Consider the following 16,241-nt stretch of genomic DNA (forward strand, 5'->3'; position numbering starts at 1 on the left):
CAAGGAGAGAAAATGGCGGAAGCCTCGGGCTACGAAGTCAAGATCGATAGCCACGAAATCAAGAGCATCGTCGGAAAGCCGACGCTCCCCGGCTACGGGTACGAGTACGAGCGGAAGAACCTCTACATCGGCGACAAGTCCACGAGCGTCCTGCATCCCCTCAAGGAGCAGGAGCTCGGGGACTGCACCTTCGAATACTGGGACGTGGTCGATCCCAATGCGCCGACCGTCAAGCCGGTCTCCGATGCACTGCAGAAGTGGGCTGACGAAGGCGCCGGGGCCAAGCGGGGAAACTGCACGGTCATTGAATACCAGCTCGGGAAGATTCACCGCGAGGCCAAGTTCAAGGGCGTCGTCCTGAAGGAGTTCACTCCGCCCAACGACACGGAGAACGGCAAGGTCACTCTCGGCTTCGACGAGCGACTCAAGGCAGGCGCGTGAGAAGGGGGCGCTTGTCGGAGGGGCGCACCGGCCCCGATGTCCGCACCGCCACCTCGACGCCCGCGCCCCCGGACGTACCGACCGCCGCAGGCAGGGACTCCCTGCCTGCGGCGGGCCCGACCGAGTTCCCGTTCACCCTTCCCCGCGGGTACGTGGATCAGCGCGGGAAGACCCATCGGACGGGCGTCATGCGGCTCGCGACCGCTCGTGATGAGCTCGATTCGCTGACCGACATCCGGGTCCGCCAGAACCCCGCATATCTGTCGGTGGTCCTCCTGAGTCAGATCATCACCAGCCTGGGCACCATGGAGAAAGTCGACCCTGAAGTGGTGGGGAGTTTCTTCGCCGTCGACCTGGCTTTCCTGCAGAAGTTCTACGAGAAGATCAATCTCGACGGAACTCCGGTGGCGTCAACCACATGCCCGGAATGTCGGCACGAATTCGATGTGGACATGGGGAGCCGCCTGGGGGGATGAAGGTGTACGCGGCTGCGGACCTGCGCTCCGAGATCGCGTACATCGCCTACCACTTCCACTGGTCCCACAGCGAACTGCTCGATATGGACCACGTCCAGCGGCGTGCGTACATCCAGAGCATCGCGGACATCAATCAGCTTCTCGACGACAGGAAATAGCGCATGCACCGGGCCATCGGAGTCAACGGCACCACGCCGCGGTCCGCGGCCGTGCCCGCGACTCCGACCTGGCGAGTACCGGTGGTCCTGCCGGAGGCGATCCACCGGATCACGGCGGACGTGCGGCCCGTCACCGATGCCCGGCGGGTGACCGACAGGCTGGCGTCGCTCCGGGACCACCGGCTGGTCGGCGAGCTGACCTCCCTGATCGACCGCGAAGCCCCCCTGGTCTTCCGCTTCGACGCGGAATCGAGCGCATGGTTGCTGGTGGGCGCTCCGGCCCCGCGCGTCGCCGCGCCGCTCCACTGGCGGACCCCGGCCACTGTGGACAGCGACCCTGCCGGGGTCCCGCCGGCGGGGGAGGCGGTTGCGGCTTCCCCGTCCGGGGGCCGGACGTCGTCCTGCGAGGACGTTCACCCGACACCGGACCGGCTGACGCCGGATCAGGAGAGTTCACGGCGGGGAACGTTGCCCGAACGCCTCGGGCGCGTGTGGGCCTCGTCCCGCGCCACCGCCCGCCTCCACCGCAGGCCGCGGTACGGGACCACCACCCCGAACGCTCCCGGCGCCCCCGCCGCGCCGGATGCCACGCTCCAGGAAACGCCCGCTCGCGCAGCCCGTGCGGTGCAGCCGACGGAGGGCGCCCAGGGCGACGAGGGCACGGTGCGCGGGCGGCCACGTCCGGCCGCGTCGCCGTCCGTTCCCCAGGCCGCTTCCCACCCGGACCGGCCCGCGAGCACACCTGCCGACCCGGTCCCCGAACCGGCCGCGCCGCGCCCGGCGTCGCCCACCACCCCTGCGCGCACCGTACAGACCACCCCTGCGGCCCCCGTCCCCACCACCGCCGCGCAGGGCACAGCGCAGGACACCGCCGCGCGCACCCCTGCGAACGCCGCCCAGGACACCGCGCCCGCTGCGTCGCGCACCGACCCCCGCACCGACCCACCCACCGCGCAGACCAGCACCACGGACACCGCGCAGGCCACCGCTGCCGGTCCGGCGCCCACCGTTCCCGCAGCCCCCGTGCCCACCACCCCCGCGGGGGGCACCGCGCAGGGCGCTGACCCGCGCACCACCCAGGCCACCGCTGCCGACCCGGCGCCCACCACCCCCACGGCCCCCGCACGGACCACCGCCGCGGCACCCGCTCCGCAGCACCTGGAGGTCCCCGCGCCCGCTGCCGTCCGGGGTGCGGACACGGTCGTGTCCGCGGCGGTTCCGGAGGCCGTCGTACCCGTCGCTGACCGTTCCAGCGGTGTCGCGGCGAACCCTCCGGGCGCTGCCGCCGAGGAGACGCACCGCACCGTCCCGGCAGCGCGAGGCTCCGCAACGTCGCAGCCCCGCGACCCGGCGGCGCGAGCGGCGGACGCCGCATCGGCACCGCTGACCGGCATGGCCGAAGACACGCCCGACGCCGGGACCCCCGTCCCTGCCCCGGGCCGACCGCCGAGGACGTCGTCCGTCCTGGCCTCTCCGGATTCGCCGCTGGAGGCTCCGGCCTCCAGCGCTGCGTACGTGCCCGACATGACCACCGGCCTGGTCGCCTCGGCCACGGGGTCCGACGTCGCCCCGGTCGAGACAGTCGGCGAAGCCCGTCCCTCCAGGCTCCGCTCCTTCCGCTGGGTCGCGGGGGCCAGGACCGCCGTACGACGACGCCTGCGCCGCGAGCCGCGCAGTGCCCCCGAAAACGTTCCGGACCACCCCGTACCGGCCCGGGCGACCGCCGAGCCGTCCCCCACCGCCCCGAAGCCCCGCACAGCCACGGACGCCGCCGGCAAGACGGACCCGGCGACCGGCTCTCCCGGTGCCTCGGCTGTCGGTACGAACACGGGCTCGGCCACCGGGGCGCTTGAGCCCAAGCCCGTGAACTCAGAGGCGGGTGCCGGTGAGGCGACGACCACCGGCCCGGCAGCTGCGGGCGGCACCCCGAGGCGCACGTCCGCACAGGAGCCCGGCACGGCTCCGTCACAGGGCCGGCCCGAAGCGGCGGAGGACAGCCGTCCCGTCGTCGGGCCGGCGCCCACCCGCTCCGGAGCAGAGACCGCCTCCCGTCCGTCCGCCGAGGCCCGCCCTCAGCGGAGCCGTCCGGCGCCGCGGTCCGACGACGCCATCGCGTCCGCACCGGTCCCGGCCCCCCGCCCTTCGGCCCCGCAGCACACCGCCGACCCCGCCGGGCCGAGCACCCCGCCCGCACGCACGACCACACCCGCTGGTGCGGTGCTGACGACCTCCGCGCAGCGGCACACGGCCACCCCGAACGTCGTCAGCACCGCACCGGCCGTCGCAGCACGGCCGTCCGAGCTGCGCTCCTTCCGGTGGATCGCGGGAGCCGGGACCGCCGTACGGCGACGCCTCCGCCGCGAGCCGCGCAGTGCCCCCGAAAACGTTCCGGACCACCCCGTACCGGCCCGGGCAACCGCCGAGCCGTCCCCCACCTCCCCCGAAGCGCGCACGGCCCCGGCGGTCACCGGCAGTAGCACGGGCTCGGCCACGGATGCCATCGGGCGCACGCGTGCGATCCCGGGCACGGGCACGGGCCCTCGCACCAGCACCAGCACCGTCTTGACCGCCGGACCGGAGACGGAGACGGATACGGGGACGGGGACGGCCTCGTACCAGGACACGGGCTCCGGCACGGACACCGACACCGACATGGACACGGACACCAGCACGTCGGTCAGGGGCGGCATCCCGGAGCACACGTCGGACCAGGAGCCCGGCACGGCTGCGCCGCAGGACCGGTCGGGTGCCGTGCTCCGTGCGCGGCCCGTTGCCGCGGCGGACCACCGTCATCCGGTTGCCGGGCCGGTCGTTCCCCGCCGGGCTGAGGCCCGTACGGCGGCTGACCGGGTCTCCGCGACCCGTCCGACGCCGAGCACCGACCAGCGCCAGGCGGCGCCGCCGGATGTGGACACGACGAGCGACACCACCTTCGACCGCCACGATGACGCCCATTCGGCAGCGGTAGCCCCCGCCCCGGTGTCCCCCCGCTCCCGAGCGGAGACCGCCTCCCGTCCGTCCGCCGAGGCCCGCCCCCGACCGAGCCGCCCGGTCCCGCCGGACAGCGCGCGGCAGTCCCGTGCCGACTCGTCCGCCGTGGAGTCGGCCGACGGTCGCACGCTCCCGGAGCATGCCGCCGACGCCTCCGAGCCGGGTGTCCTGCCCGCTCCTACCGACGGCCGGTCCGCCACCGAGGCAGTGACGGGCCCTCGGCAACGCCGCTCCGGCGGTGCCCCCGCCACCGTGACCGCCCCTGCCGAGACCGCTCCCCCGGTCCACCCCCAGCCGCTCACGGCCACTACCGACGCCACGGATTCCGCGCAGGAGGACCCGCCGACCCGGTCGTCCCGGCCCGGTCGGTCCACCAGTACGACGCGTCAGCGCGGAACGACCGGGCCCGCCCGGGTACCTGCGGACGAGCAGCGGTCTTCGGACCCCGTCGACTCCCCCGCTTCCCGTACGCCCCGGCCCTCCTCCGAAGCCCCGCGCCGCGCGGTCGACACGTCCGGCGCGACGATCTCCGCCACCACGGCCGACAGCGCCCCGGTCCCGCTCGGCGGGCCGTGGCCCGCCGAAGGCTCCACGCTGCCCGCACCCCGCCGACGCGGAGCCACTACGTCGCGCCCCGGTGGGCTCGTGCCGGAGGCCCAGGGCAACCACGCGCCCGGTGCTGCCCCGGCACGGCGGATCGAGGACGCACCGGCTCCCGCCGCATCCGTCCAGGAGGCCCAACAGGCCGAACAGACCCGACAGGCCCGGGAGGACGACGCGCCGTCCGTGTCGGACGCCTCGCGGCACCGGGCCGTCCCCGAGGCGACTCCCACCGCGCCCCGCCGCCCGGTGGCTCGCCGGGGGGACGGGCCGAGTCGGGCGGCAAGCGCTGCGACCGGCGTCCCGGCAGCGCCGGAGCGACCGGTCGCCGTCCCCGCGACGACGCTCGCTCCGGCTCCCGTCGTGCCGCATGACGAGGAGATCCAGCCCCGTACCGGGAGCAACGACGCACCGCGTCCCCGGCGTGCCGGAGCCGTGCGCCTCCCCGCACGGCCTGCCCTCCAACCTGACCACACAGCCGACACCACCCGCTCCGCCCTCCCGGCCCGACCGGGCACACCCAGCACGGCCAGCACGGCCGAGACACCGGCCCACTCGGTCACGACCGAACGGGCACCCCGTGACCACAGCTCCGCTGGCGGTGTACGGGCCGGTGGGTCCGTCTCCCCGGCAGCGTCGCCCCACGAGCGGGAGCACCACGAGCACCACAAGTCGAATCCGCCCGCTCCCCGGCAGGCACAGCGGCGTCCGGCCCCGGCCCCAGCCCCGATGCCGATGCCTATGCCCAAGCCGAAGCGGATGCGGCAGCCGAGCCACCGACCCGATCCCCCGGTACCTGACGTGCCGGGCGGCGCCCCCGACGCGGCGCCGCATGCCCCGTCCGGTGCGGCCCCGTTCCGCTTCGCCGGACCCGCTGCCCGACGCTCCTCCCCCCGCTCCCCCCAGGTCGCCACCCGCACCGTCCGCGCTCCCCGGTCGACCGGTACGGGGACGGCGCCCTCGTACGGTCCCCGGCGCGGCCCGCTCGGGCACGCCACCGAAACCGCCGTCCCGGAGGCGGACGCCGTCTCCGTCGTACCCAGCCCGTTCCTCGCCTCCGGCGCCGCCCGCCACCGCGGCCCACTGGTCACCGACGAGGCACTCCCGTGCTCGTGGCTCCTCACGCCCTTCGGCCCGCCGGGGCGCCCGCGGCTCATGCAGCCGGCCCCGGACCCGGAACCGGAACCGGTGTCGCCGTCGGAGTTCGCCGAGGGGCACGCGGTGTTCCGGCCGATCGCGACGACGGAGCCGTTGCGGCCGTCAGGGCTCCCCGATGGGCACGCCGTATTCCGGCCGATCTCCACACAGGCGCTACAGGCACTACAGGCGCCACGGGTTCAGCCGTACGACATCAGCGAATCGGTGCGTGAGACGTACGCGCCGAAGCACGCCGGAACAGCCCCTGAATGGGGTATCCCGCCGGGAATCCGATCCCCTGAAGAGGAGGCATCATCGTGATCGAACAGCCCATCTCATCCGCGAACTTCACCCTGTCGTTCCCGGATTCCGAAACTGAACTCTCCATTTTCACCGGACTTTCAGGGCTCTCCTTGTGGATGGAGGGCGACGAGCTGTACGAGGGCGGCGTCAACGATTCCCCCTACTACCTTCCCACTCGCATCAGGTACAAGCCCTTCATCGTCTCCCGGCCGGTCTCGTCACGTACGGCGCGAACGTGCAAGTGGGTCATCGACAGTCTGAACAATCCGAAACCCCGCACGGGCAAGATCACCCTCCGTGACGCGGCGGGCAAACCGATCAGCGAGATCGAGCTCTTGCGCCTGCACCCCGTCGCGTGGCGGGGGCCGGAACTCGACACCAGTGCCCCCCAGACCGCCATGGAGCAGATCGAGTTCGTCCACGGCGGCTTCACCTTCCCGCCGATTTCCCCAGGAGGACAGAAGCCCTGATGAAAGCAATCCTGCTCGCCTACAAGCCGCCGATCGGCAGCGCAAAGACGCCCAGCTCCGAAATGAAGAGGATGGAGCTCCCGTACAATCCGACCCAGCTGAACCTGGTCAAGGAGACTCAGTGGGCACGGCATTCAACCCGTCTGGCACCGCACACGTCCGTGCCGGAATTCCTCGGCAGCCAGCCGCAGATCCTGACCATGTCGCTGGTGTTCAACGAAGGGCCGGCGGACACTTCCGCCGGGGATTCGCACGTCTCCGTCGCTGAACGGATCAAGACACTCAGGACATGGTGCGAACCCCACGAGGAGGCCCTCAAGGCCAACGAGTCCTCGCCCCCCTGGATCAAGCTCTCGTGGGGTACGGTCCCGGGGTTCGAGTGGATGGTCCTGAAGAGGCTGTCGGTACAGATCACCCGCTTCTCCGACCAGGGCCAACCGCTGCGCGCGGTCTGCGAGCTGGTCCTCGAAGAGGTCGGCGTATGACCGGGCACCTGACGGACCCGCCCCTCCAGCAGGCGCCCGGATCGCCTTCGTCCCGGCAGTTCTGCGTGGTGGTGCGGGGGGACTCCCTGCAATCGATCGCCGTCCGCCACAGCGGTCGCGCCACCGACTGGCGACGCATCGCCGAGCTGAACGGGATCGACGACCCGGCCAAACTGCGGCCGGGCAGCACTCTGCTCCTTCCCGGCCCGGCCGAGTACTGACCTCGGACGCGCACCTGGAACTCGGCCGCCGCCTCCGCCCCTCCCGCCGCTTCCCCCTCCCGTACACGTAAGGACAGACACATGACCGGGCGCCACACCGCCGGGCTGGACCTCAAGGTTGCGGGCAAGCCCTTCCTCCCCGAGGTCGCCACCGTCTTGGCCTGGGCCTCCGTGGAGGAGGACGGGCGTACCTCCGCCAAGGCCGAGATCGGCTTCCGGGACCCGCGCAACGCGTCGCTGTTCAAGAAGTCCGGCATCGCGCTGGGCAGCCAGATCGAGCTGACCGCGATCACGCCGTCGGGTCCCGTGTCCCTCTTTTCCGGCGAGGTCACCGAATGCGAGGCGCGGGCCTCCACCGAGACCTCGGGCCAGGCCGGGCACACCGGTGGTGTGATGACCGTGATCCGGGCCCGGGACCTGTCCCACCGGCTGCGGCTGGGGCGGCGGACGGCCGCGTACCCCAAGATGACGGCCGGCACGATCGTGCGGAAGGTGGCCGAGCGCGCCGGGGTGACGGACCTGGCCATCGACGACACCGGCTTCTCCTACGAGTACCTGAGCCAGCCCTCCGTATCCGACTGGGACTTCCTGAGTCACCTGGCCCGGGAGAACGGACGGGACCTCTACGTCCGTGCGGGAAAGCTGTACTTCCGCAAGCGCGAGAAGCCCGAGGGCCCTCCGGTAGCCCTGCGGTTCGGGGAGAACCTGGTGAACGTCCAGCTGGCCGCGTCGCTGGCCCACCAGGTCCCGTCGGTGGAGGTGCGGGGCTGGGATCGCGAGAAGAAGGTGGCGATCACCTCGGTGCACACACCGCGCCAGGACGGGAAGTGGAAGTCACCGGTCTCGTCCTCCCACTACGCGCCCATGGTTCTGACGGCGCTGCCGCGCGGGAACGGGAGCGAGGTCGACGCCGTCGCCGAGAGCATGGCCCAGGAAGTGGCGGCCGGGCTGGTCCGGCTGCACGCGGTGGTGCGCGGAGAGCCGCGGTTGCGACTGCGGTCCGCGGTCACACTGACCGGCCTCGGCACACAGTTCGAGGGAAGGTTCACCGTCACCAAGGTCCGGCACCACTTCCATCCGGTGCAGGGATACCGGACGGAACTGACAGTCGACGAGGGCGTGGACCGGACGGCGGCCGGGGAGCCCGGTGACGCGGAGGGGGGCCTGCGGCGCATCCAGGGATTCGTCCGGGGCAAGGTCGTCGACATCAACGACCCGGAGGAGCGCGGCCGGGTGCGGGTGAAGTTGGAGTGGCTGGGCGAGAAGTACGAGACCACCTGGGCGGAGACCGTTCAGCTGAGCGGCAGTCTCGGCCACGGCGTCGTCCTGCCGGAGGTCGACGACGTCGTGGCGGTCGTCTTCGAGCAGGGCTGCTTGGACAGCCCGCTCGTGGTCGGCACCGTCGACGACCCCATCGACAAGGTCAAGCACACGATGGCCCTCGTCGACGGCGGCAGGGGCGGCAAGGGCAGGACCAACCTACGGACGTTCGCCTCGAAGGACGGCCACCGGCTGGAGCTGATCGACAAGAACGGCCGCGGCATGGGCGCGACCCTGATCACCGGCGACGCGGGCGATCTGAAGATCCAGCTCGACGCGAGCAAGACCGTCATCTCGATCGACAGCAAGGGCAAGGTCGAGATCAAGGGGGCGAAGGGAGTGTCGGTGGACGCCGGTACGGGGCCCCTGGAGCTGTCCGGTCAGTCGGTGACCATCAAGGCCGACAAGGACGTCTCGGTCAAGGGCGTGACCGTCGACGTGAACGCGTCGACGCAGCTCAAGGCGCACGGCGCCAAGGCCGAGTTCTCGGGCGCGGCCATGGCGGAGCTCAAGGCCCCGATCGTCAAGATCAACTGATGCCGGCCGCTCCGTACGCCGCGCCCCCGTCCCCGTCCCCGTTCCCGTTCCCGTTCCCGTTCCGTTCACCGAGAGGAACAGACACCGTGCCCGCAGGCGCCCCCGTGTCACACGTCCCCGACCCGAAGATCGGCGGCTGATCCCGTGTCCCACCTCTTCCTCGGCCGCGGCTGGTCCTTCCCGCTGGGCGTGAGCCCCTCCGGTGGGATCGCGATGGCCGCGGGCCCCGCCGACGTCGAGCAGTCCGTCCGGCTGATCCTGAACACCGAGCCGGGTGAGCGGCCCATGCGGCCGGAGTTCGGCTGCGCGGTGCGCGACCAGGTCTTCGACTCGTTCGACTCCTCCACCGGCGCCGCGCTCGCGCAGGAGGTGCGCAGGGCGCTGGAGCGGTGGGAGCCGCGGATCGTCCTGGACGACGTACGCGTGGTCCGGACCGCCGACCGCCAGGAGGTGCTCGACATCCACGTCGCGTACCACCTCTCCGGCACCAACAGCCCCCGCAACCTGGTCCACCCCTTCTACCTGATCCCCACTCGCGACACCGCGGGACAGCTGACCGAGCCACAGAGGAGGGACAGCGATGTCTCTGCCTAGCCCCCACCTGGACGACCGCCGCTTCCAAGACCTCGTCGACGACGCGATGCGCTTCATCCAGCGCCGCTGCCCGGAGTGGACCGACCACAACGTCTCCGACCCGGGCGTGGCGCTGGTCGAGGCGTTCGCGCAGATGGTCGACCAGCTCTCGTACCGGGTCAACCGGATACCCGACAAGGTCCAGCTGGGCTTCCTCGACCTGCTCGGCGTACAGCTGACGGCCCATCAGGCTGCCACCACCGAGCTGACGTTCACGCTCGCGGCGCCGCAGGCGGCGGCGGTCGTCGTCGAGCCCGGGACGGAGGTGGCCACCGTCCGGACCGGCAGCACCCCGGCCCGGGTGTTCACCGTGGACCGGGAGCTGGCGATCGTCCCGACCGCCCTGACCCACATCGGGTCGGCGGGGGCCGGGCAGCCGCCCGAGCTGGTCACCGAGCGGTTCCTGTCGGGCGAGCCCGTCACCTGCTTCGCACAGCCGCCCGTCCCAGGTGACGCCCTGCTCGTGGGACTGGACAACACGGCTCCGCGCTGCGCGGTGGCGCTGCGCGTGGACTGCCGGATGGACGGCGTCGGCGTGGACCCGCGGCGCCCGCCGCGGGTGTGGGAGGCCTGGTGCGGGGACGGCTGGGTGCCCTGCGAGGTCGAGAGCGACGGCACCGGCGGACTGAACCGGCCGGGTGACATCGTGCTGCACGTGCCCGACGGGCACACCGCGTCGCTCCTCGGGCGCCGCAAGGCGGGCTGGCTGCGCTGCCGGATCGTCGAGGCGGCCCCGGGCCAGCCGCCGTACTCCTCCTCCCCGAAGGTGTCGGCCCTGGAGGCCTACACCGTGGGCGGGACGACGGGCGCGGTGGAGGGCGAGGGCGTCCCGCGCGACGAACTGGGCGTCTCTGACGGCACTCCCGGGCAGGCCTTCTCCGTGCACCGCACTCCGGTGGTCGCCGGGTCGCTGCGCGCGGTGGCGGTGGAGACCTCGGCGGGTCGCCAGGTGTGGAAGGCGGTGCCGTCGTTCGCCGAGTCCGGGCCGCGGGACCGGCACGTCACCGTCGACGAGGTGAGCGGCGCCATCCGCTTCGGTCCGGCGGTGGGTCAGCCGGACGGCGAGGTGCGCCAGTACGGTGCCGTGCCCGAGATCGGCGCCCGGATCACCGCGGGCGGCTACCGGCGCGGCGGCGGCCGGAGCGGCAACGTGGCGGCGTCGACGCTGACCGTGCTGCGCACGCCGGTCTCGCTGGTGTCCCGGGTGGAGAACCGGATACCGGCGACCGGTGGCGTGGACGTGGAATCGGTGGACGGCCTCAAGCAGCGGGCCGGGCACTGGCTGCGTACCCAGGACCGGGCGGTGACCGCGAAGGACTACGAGTCGATCACCGCGGCGGCCTGCCGGGACGCGGGCCGGGTCGAGTGCGTGGCCGAGCCCGAGGGCTCCGAACGCGCGGGCCTGGTACGGGTGTTGCTCGTTCCCCGGGTGCGGGACGTGCGCGAGGAGGACAGCTGGCGCGATCTGGTGCCCTCCGAGGCGATGCTGGCCGCGGCCGCGCGCGCCGTGGAGGCGGCCCGGCCGCTGGGCGTGCTGGTGTCCGTCAGCGGGCCCGCCTACCAGGGCGTGACGGTCGTCGCCGAGGTGGAGGCGGCCAAGGGAGCGGACCGCGCCGAGGTCAAGGAGCGGGTGCTGCGCTCGCTGTACGAGTGCCTGAGCCCGCTGCCCGCCACGGCGGACTCCGGTACCGGCAGCCGGTCGGGCTGGCCGCTCGGCCGGGCGCTGCGGCTGAGCGACCTGTACGCGGTGGCGACGCGCGGTGAGGACGTCGAGTCGGTGGTGAAGCTGGAGATGTACCCCGCCGACATCGGTACGGGGGAGCGGATGCCCGCGTCCGACCGGATCGACATCGGGCCCGCGACGCTCTTCCTCTCCTTCCGCCACCAGGTCGCCGTGAAGAACGCCCGGTAGCCGAAGCCTTCTTCACGACGACCTGGTCCGCCGGGCGGACACGGACATGCACAAGGGAGGGGACTGAACACATGGAGAGACTGCCCTCAGGGGCACCGCCGCACCCGGTGGTCGCGCAGGCCGTCGCCGCGGTGCCGCCACTGGTGCCGGGGAGCAGGTCGCTGCGGGCGATCCTGCCGGAGAGCTACCGGCAGGGCGACTTCGCCGACCGGTACCTGGCCGGGTTCGACGACGCGCTCGCACCGCTGATCACCGCGCTGGACTGCCTGGACGCGTACTTCGATCCGCGTACCGCTCCGGACGCGTTCGTCACCTGGATGCTGGACTGGAGCCTGACCGGGCTGCCCGTCTGCGTGGGCTCGCAGGGGCGGCGCAACGCACTGCTGCTGGGCCACCGGCTGCACGGGCAGCGCGGCACCCGGGCCGGCCTCGACCTGCTGGTGCGCTACGTGCTGGGCGGGCGGCTGGAGTTGACGGAGTCGGGCGGCACGCACTGCGCCGCCGGGCCCGACGACGCGTCCATCCCGGTACCGGGCGTGGCACGGGCACACCTGCGGGTGCTGCTGCCGTACGGGATGTCGCGGGGACGGGCCGGGGTCGCCGAGGACGTGGCGGAGCTGGTGCGCGAGTGGATCCCGGCGCACGTCGCGGCCGAGGTCGTGGTCGAGGACGACGAGGACCCGCTGCTCGTGCGGGGCGTGGCGGGGGGCGCGTACTGATGGGATCGGCCCAGTCGGGACGGCGCGGCTGGCACGTGCAGACCGAACAGGACGTCTGCCCCGGCTGCGGGGTCGTGGCCTACCCCGGTGAGATGTTCTGCGTGTCCTGCGGGGCGTACATGGGGTGGGACCTCACCGGGAGCAACCGGGTGGTGGACCCGGGACGGCCGGAGCCCGGCCGGTCGCGTCCGGGACCGCCGGACCCCGGTGCGGCGCGGCCGGGTCCGGCAGCGGACGACGGTGGTGCCGGTCCCGGAGCTGGAGCCGGTAGAGGAGCGCACCGGGGCCGGAACGGGGACCCCGGCCCGGCGGCCGGGCCGGTTCCGTCCGGGGCCGATCCGTTCCGCTCCATCGGCCCCGGTTCCGTGTACCCCGCGACCGGCCCCGCCCATCCCGCCGCCGGTTCCGGGTACCCGGAACCGGCGGCCTCTCCCACGTACGCGCCCGCGCCCTCGCCCTCGTACGTGCCCTCGCAGGGGACGTCGTACGGGACCGCGCCGACCGGTCAGGACGGCTGGCCCGAGGGGCTGCGCGGGTCCCGGAACGGCCGGACCACCGATCTCACCGGTGAGCTGTTCCACCCCGACCCGCTCTTCGCGCAGGCGCAGACCGCACCCGCGCCGCCGACCGCCCGGCCGCAACCGGCCCGCCCCCAACCCGCCCGGCGGCCATCGGAGTTCACCGCTCCGGCCGGCGCGGGCGCGGCCGCCCCCGTCGGGTACCCGGCCGCCCCCGTCGGGTACCCGGCCGCCCCCGTCGGGTACCCGGCGGCCCCGGTCGGGTACGTGACCCCGGCGGCCGAGTCCGCCGCCGAGCGGACCCAGGTGATCAGCGGCGAGGTGGTGCTGTGGACCACCGTGCCCGACGCGCCCGCGGCCGCCGAAGGCCCCGGGACCGGAACGGGCACCGGCACCGGGTACCCCCCGGCCGACTCGACCCCCGCCGACGGCATCCCGCACCTCCTGCTGTGCCCCGAGTGCCGCCAGCCCAACGCGGAGAACCGTACGTACTGCCACCCCTGCGGGGCGCTGCTGCGGCCCGAACCCGAGCCGCCGGAGGCGACCCGCTGGCAGCGGATCCGGCAGGAGTACCTGGAGCGTCCGGACGTGTGGCACTGGGACCGCCGCTGGGGCATCGTGGCCGTCGCGCTGCCGGTGTGCATGGCGGCGGGCATGTCGATGGGCAGTGCGGCGGCGGCCGCGCAGCGGGCGGTACCTCTGGTCAAGGACCGGTTCCTGTCGCAGTACGCCGTCGCGCCGGACAAGGTGTCCGCTTCCAGCGCCACCAAGGGCTTCGAGGCGAACCTGGCCTCGGACGGCGTGGACAACAAGGCGTGGGCGCCCAAGGGCACCGGCCAGAAGGCGGTGGGCCAGTACTGGACCGCCCAGTTCAACGCGCCCTTCCGGCTGACGTCCCTGCTCATCGTCAACGGCGCGTCCAAGACTCCGGGCCAGTTCTTCGAGACCGGACGCCCCACCAAGATCACGGTGACGGCGACCACCACGGACCAAGGTCTGGTGGAGAAGGAGATCACGCTGGGCGGCCAGCCCGGCCCCCAGCGCTTCGACCTGGGCATCGACAACGTGATGGGGGTCCAGGTGAGGATCGAGGCCGTGCACCCGGGCCTCAAGCCGAACATGCCGGTCGCCATGGCCGAGATCCAGTTCTTGAGCCGGCAGGAAACATGAGCCTACGAGCCGAACTCACCGTCCCCGAGGACGTGATCACCCCGGGCGAGGCCTTCACCGCGCACCTGTGGGTGTGGAACGAGAGCCGGATCGTAGACGCGTACCAGCTGCGGCTGGTCGGGCCGCCCGCGTGGTGGCCGGACGCCGAGCCCGATCTCGGGCAGTTGCCCGTCTACCCCGGCAACCACGAGAAGATCAACATCCCGGTCTCGCTGCCCCGGGACAGCGAGCTCGCGCCCGGCCCGCTGTCCTTCGCCGTCCGGGTGGCCTCCGTGGAGGATCCGGGCGCGGTGGCCGTGCCCGAAGCGGACATCCAGGTCGGCGAGTTCCACGACGCGGAGATCGAGCCGGACCGGGCGCGGGTCAGCGGGGCGCTGTGGAGCAGCAACCTGGTCGTGGTGGAGAACACCGGCAACGCGACGGCGACGGTGCGGCTGCGCGTCGCGCCGGAGGCCAAGGACGCACCGCTGAAGGTGTCGCTGCGCCGCTCCCGCCTCGTCCTCAAGCCCGGGGAGCAGGCCCGGGTCAGCCTGCTGACGCGGGTGCTGAACCCGATGTTCACCGGAACGGCCGCCAACTGGCCGATCGTGATCCACATCGAGCAGGAGCACGCGGAGGACGGCTCCGCCTCCTTCACCCACCGGCAGCGCCCGCTGCTGCCCAAGCCAGCGCTCAAGGCGCTGATCGCGGTGGTGACGGCGCTGGTCGCGTTCGCGGTGCTATGGATCTCCCCGGTGGGCGGCAAAAAACCGAAGGTCGAGTCCGAGTCCGCCAAGGGCCCTTCGCAGGTGGAGGCGGTGCAGGAGGAGGAGAAGAAGGACGCCGAGGCGAAGAAGCAGGAGGAGGAGAAGGCGGAGAAGGAGAAGAAGGACCAGGAGTCGGCGGGGGCTCCGAAGAAGAAGGACGTCCAGGAATCCCTGGTGGCCGACACGAAGACCGGCAAGCCGGTCGCCGAGTACGTGGTGCCCAAGGGCTACCGGCTGTCGGTCAAGACCGTGCAGCTGACCGCGGCCGGGCCGCTGACCGGCGTCGTCATCCTCAAGGCCGGGTCGACGCAGCTGGCGAGTTTCGGGGCGAACAGCGTCAAGGACGTCCCCGTGCCCCCCACGGTGTCGCCCAAGGAGAAGGAGAAGCTCACCCTCCAGCTGGACTGCCCCGCCCCGCCCTCCGGAGCCCCGAGCACCGGTCCGTCCGCCTCCGGCAGCCCTTCCGCCCCGCCCGCCCCGCCGAGCGCGCCCACCGCACCGACGACCTGTACGGCGACCGCCCTGTTCACGGGCCAGCTGATTCCGCTCAGCGGCCCGAACGCCGAAGAGATCAAACCCAACCCGTGACCCCCACCACCGCGCGCCCCGCGCCCGTCCCCCGGAGGAGCTGACCGTCCCATGAGCATCGTCCAGCACGCAGACGACACCCTGGAGCGCGAGCTGCGCGCCGGCCCGCTGAGCGGGGTGAACGCGGAGATCGCCTTCGAGACGCCCAACTCCGAATGGGCGGCCCGGCGTTCGGGGCTGTGCGTGAACCTCTTCCTGCACAGCATCGAGGAAGACACGGGCAAACGACAGTCGGGCGACTCCAACATCATCGACGAGAACGGCATGGTCGTCGGCCGCAGCAAGCCGGCCCGGTCCTTCCGGCTGGGGTACGCGATGACGGTGTGGGGCCACAGCCCGCGCGACGAACACCGGCTGCTGGGCACCCTGCTGGAGTGGTGCGTGGCCACCGAGCGGCTGACACCCGCCCCGTCCGTGTACGCCAGTACGTCGCTGACGGAGCGGCCGACCCTCAAGCTGCGCGAGGTCCCGGAGGGGGCCGAGTCCCCCGCCGCGAAGCTCTGGTCGGGCCTGGGCACGCCGGCCCGGCCCGTCCTCGACCTGCTCGTGACCGTGCCCGTCGGCCTCCCGGACACGAAGGTGACCACCGAGCGCATCCGGGAGTTCGGCCTGCGGGCCGCCCCGCTCGACCCGCCGGTCGTGCCGCCGGAGCCGCCGCATCGCCCGCCCCGGCCCCGGCCCCGGGGCACGGCCCGGCCGCGGCGCAACGTGGAGGAGATCAGCCGGAAGTCCTCCAGCGGATACACACCGTCATCTTCTGCCCCGCACCCGGAGAAATCCGGCGCCTAGATTGAATCCCGACACCATCGGGATTCT

General features: G+C 72.8%; 14 protein-coding genes. All 14 read left to right on the top strand.

Going from position 1 to position 16,241, the window contains the following annotated elements; translation table 11 throughout:
* The first annotated feature begins 12 nt into the window (after window positions 1-12).
* The 14 genes from ACODT5_RS01725 (at window position 13) to ACODT5_RS01790 (ending at window position 16,214) form a co-directional block, all read left to right on the top strand.
* Entirely contained in the window at window positions 13-441 is a 429-nt protein-coding gene (locus ACODT5_RS01725; RefSeq protein ID WP_422517368.1) for a hypothetical protein, read from the top strand.
* Between the two features lie 11 nt (window positions 442-452).
* Entirely contained in the window at window positions 453-917 is a 465-nt protein-coding gene (locus tag ACODT5_RS01730; RefSeq protein ID WP_422517369.1) for a hypothetical protein, read from the top strand.
* Complete coding sequence (locus ACODT5_RS01735) at window positions 914-1,075, top strand: DUF6760 family protein (protein ID WP_422517370.1); 162 nt, start codon at window positions 914-916, stop codon at window positions 1,073-1,075. Before ACODT5_RS01730 ends, ACODT5_RS01735 begins: the two co-directional genes overlap by 4 nt.
* 3 nt (window positions 1,076-1,078) lie before the next feature.
* Window positions 1,079-6,124, top strand: a complete 5,046-nt coding sequence (locus tag ACODT5_RS01740; protein ID WP_422517371.1) for a hypothetical protein — start codon at window positions 1,079-1,081, stop codon at window positions 6,122-6,124.
* Window positions 6,121-6,576, top strand: coding sequence for a phage tail protein (locus tag ACODT5_RS01745; protein ID WP_422517372.1), 456 nt, complete (start codon window positions 6,121-6,123; stop codon window positions 6,574-6,576). The genes ACODT5_RS01740 and ACODT5_RS01745 overlap by 4 nt, the downstream gene beginning before the upstream one ends.
* Entirely contained in the window at window positions 6,576-7,061 is a 486-nt protein-coding gene (locus ACODT5_RS01750) for a CIS tube protein (RefSeq protein ID WP_422517373.1), read from the top strand. The genes ACODT5_RS01745 and ACODT5_RS01750 overlap by 1 nt, the downstream gene beginning before the upstream one ends.
* On the top strand, window positions 7,058-7,282 hold the full coding sequence (locus ACODT5_RS01755; protein ID WP_422517374.1) for a LysM peptidoglycan-binding domain-containing protein: 225 nt from the start codon (window positions 7,058-7,060) through the stop codon (window positions 7,280-7,282). The genes ACODT5_RS01750 and ACODT5_RS01755 overlap by 4 nt, the downstream gene beginning before the upstream one ends.
* 81 nt (window positions 7,283-7,363) lie before the next feature.
* Window positions 7,364-9,139: a VgrG-related protein gene (locus ACODT5_RS01760; RefSeq protein ID WP_422517375.1), complete on the top strand. Its 1,776-nt coding sequence runs from the start codon at window positions 7,364-7,366 to the stop codon at window positions 9,137-9,139.
* Between the two features lie 144 nt (window positions 9,140-9,283).
* The gene (locus tag ACODT5_RS01765) at window positions 9,284-9,733 is read left to right on the top strand and encodes a GPW/gp25 family protein (RefSeq protein ID WP_422517376.1); all 450 of its coding nucleotides are present in this window, start codon (window positions 9,284-9,286) and stop codon (window positions 9,731-9,733) included.
* Complete coding sequence (locus ACODT5_RS01770; RefSeq protein WP_422517377.1) at window positions 9,720-11,684, top strand: putative baseplate assembly protein; 1,965 nt, start codon at window positions 9,720-9,722, stop codon at window positions 11,682-11,684. Before ACODT5_RS01765 ends, ACODT5_RS01770 begins: the two co-directional genes overlap by 14 nt.
* A 71-nt stretch (window positions 11,685-11,755) precedes the next feature.
* The gene (locus tag ACODT5_RS01775; protein ID WP_422517378.1) at window positions 11,756-12,403 is read left to right on the top strand and encodes a hypothetical protein; all 648 of its coding nucleotides are present in this window, start codon (window positions 11,756-11,758) and stop codon (window positions 12,401-12,403) included.
* Between the two features lie 365 nt (window positions 12,404-12,768).
* Window positions 12,769-14,091, top strand: coding sequence for an NADase-type glycan-binding domain-containing protein (locus tag ACODT5_RS01780; protein ID WP_422517379.1), 1,323 nt, complete (start codon window positions 12,769-12,771; stop codon window positions 14,089-14,091).
* A complete protein-coding gene (locus tag ACODT5_RS01785) occupies window positions 14,088-15,425 on the top strand; it encodes a COG1470 family protein (protein WP_422517380.1) in 1,338 nt (445 codons plus the stop codon). The genes ACODT5_RS01780 and ACODT5_RS01785 overlap by 4 nt, the downstream gene beginning before the upstream one ends.
* A gap of 51 nt (window positions 15,426-15,476) precedes the next feature.
* Window positions 15,477-16,214, top strand: a complete 738-nt coding sequence (locus ACODT5_RS01790; RefSeq protein ID WP_422517381.1) for a Pvc16 family protein — start codon at window positions 15,477-15,479, stop codon at window positions 16,212-16,214.
* Window positions 16,215-16,241 lie beyond the last annotated feature (27 nt).

The sequence above is a fragment of the Streptomyces tatrensis genome, assembly GCF_049310065.1.
Lineage (GTDB): Bacteria > Actinomycetota > Actinomycetes > Streptomycetales > Streptomycetaceae > Streptomyces.

Coding starts and splice junctions, on each gene's coding strand:
- ACODT5_RS01725 (WP_422517368.1), top strand. CDS start 13: ATGGCGGAAGCCTCGGGCTACGAAGTCAAGATCGATAGCCACGAAATC.
- ACODT5_RS01735 (WP_422517370.1), top strand. CDS start 914: ATGAAGGTGTACGCGGCTGCGGACCTGCGCTCCGAGATCGCGTACATC.
- ACODT5_RS01740 (WP_422517371.1), top strand. CDS start 1,079: ATGCACCGGGCCATCGGAGTCAACGGCACCACGCCGCGGTCCGCGGCC.
- ACODT5_RS01750 (WP_422517373.1), top strand. CDS start 6,576: ATGAAAGCAATCCTGCTCGCCTACAAGCCGCCGATCGGCAGCGCAAAG.
- ACODT5_RS01755 (WP_422517374.1), top strand. CDS start 7,058: ATGACCGGGCACCTGACGGACCCGCCCCTCCAGCAGGCGCCCGGATCG.
- ACODT5_RS01760 (WP_422517375.1), top strand. CDS start 7,364: ATGACCGGGCGCCACACCGCCGGGCTGGACCTCAAGGTTGCGGGCAAG.
- ACODT5_RS01770 (WP_422517377.1), top strand. CDS start 9,720: ATGTCTCTGCCTAGCCCCCACCTGGACGACCGCCGCTTCCAAGACCTC.
- ACODT5_RS01775 (WP_422517378.1), top strand. CDS start 11,756: ATGGAGAGACTGCCCTCAGGGGCACCGCCGCACCCGGTGGTCGCGCAG.
- ACODT5_RS01785 (WP_422517380.1), top strand. CDS start 14,088: ATGAGCCTACGAGCCGAACTCACCGTCCCCGAGGACGTGATCACCCCG.
- ACODT5_RS01790 (WP_422517381.1), top strand. CDS start 15,477: ATGAGCATCGTCCAGCACGCAGACGACACCCTGGAGCGCGAGCTGCGC.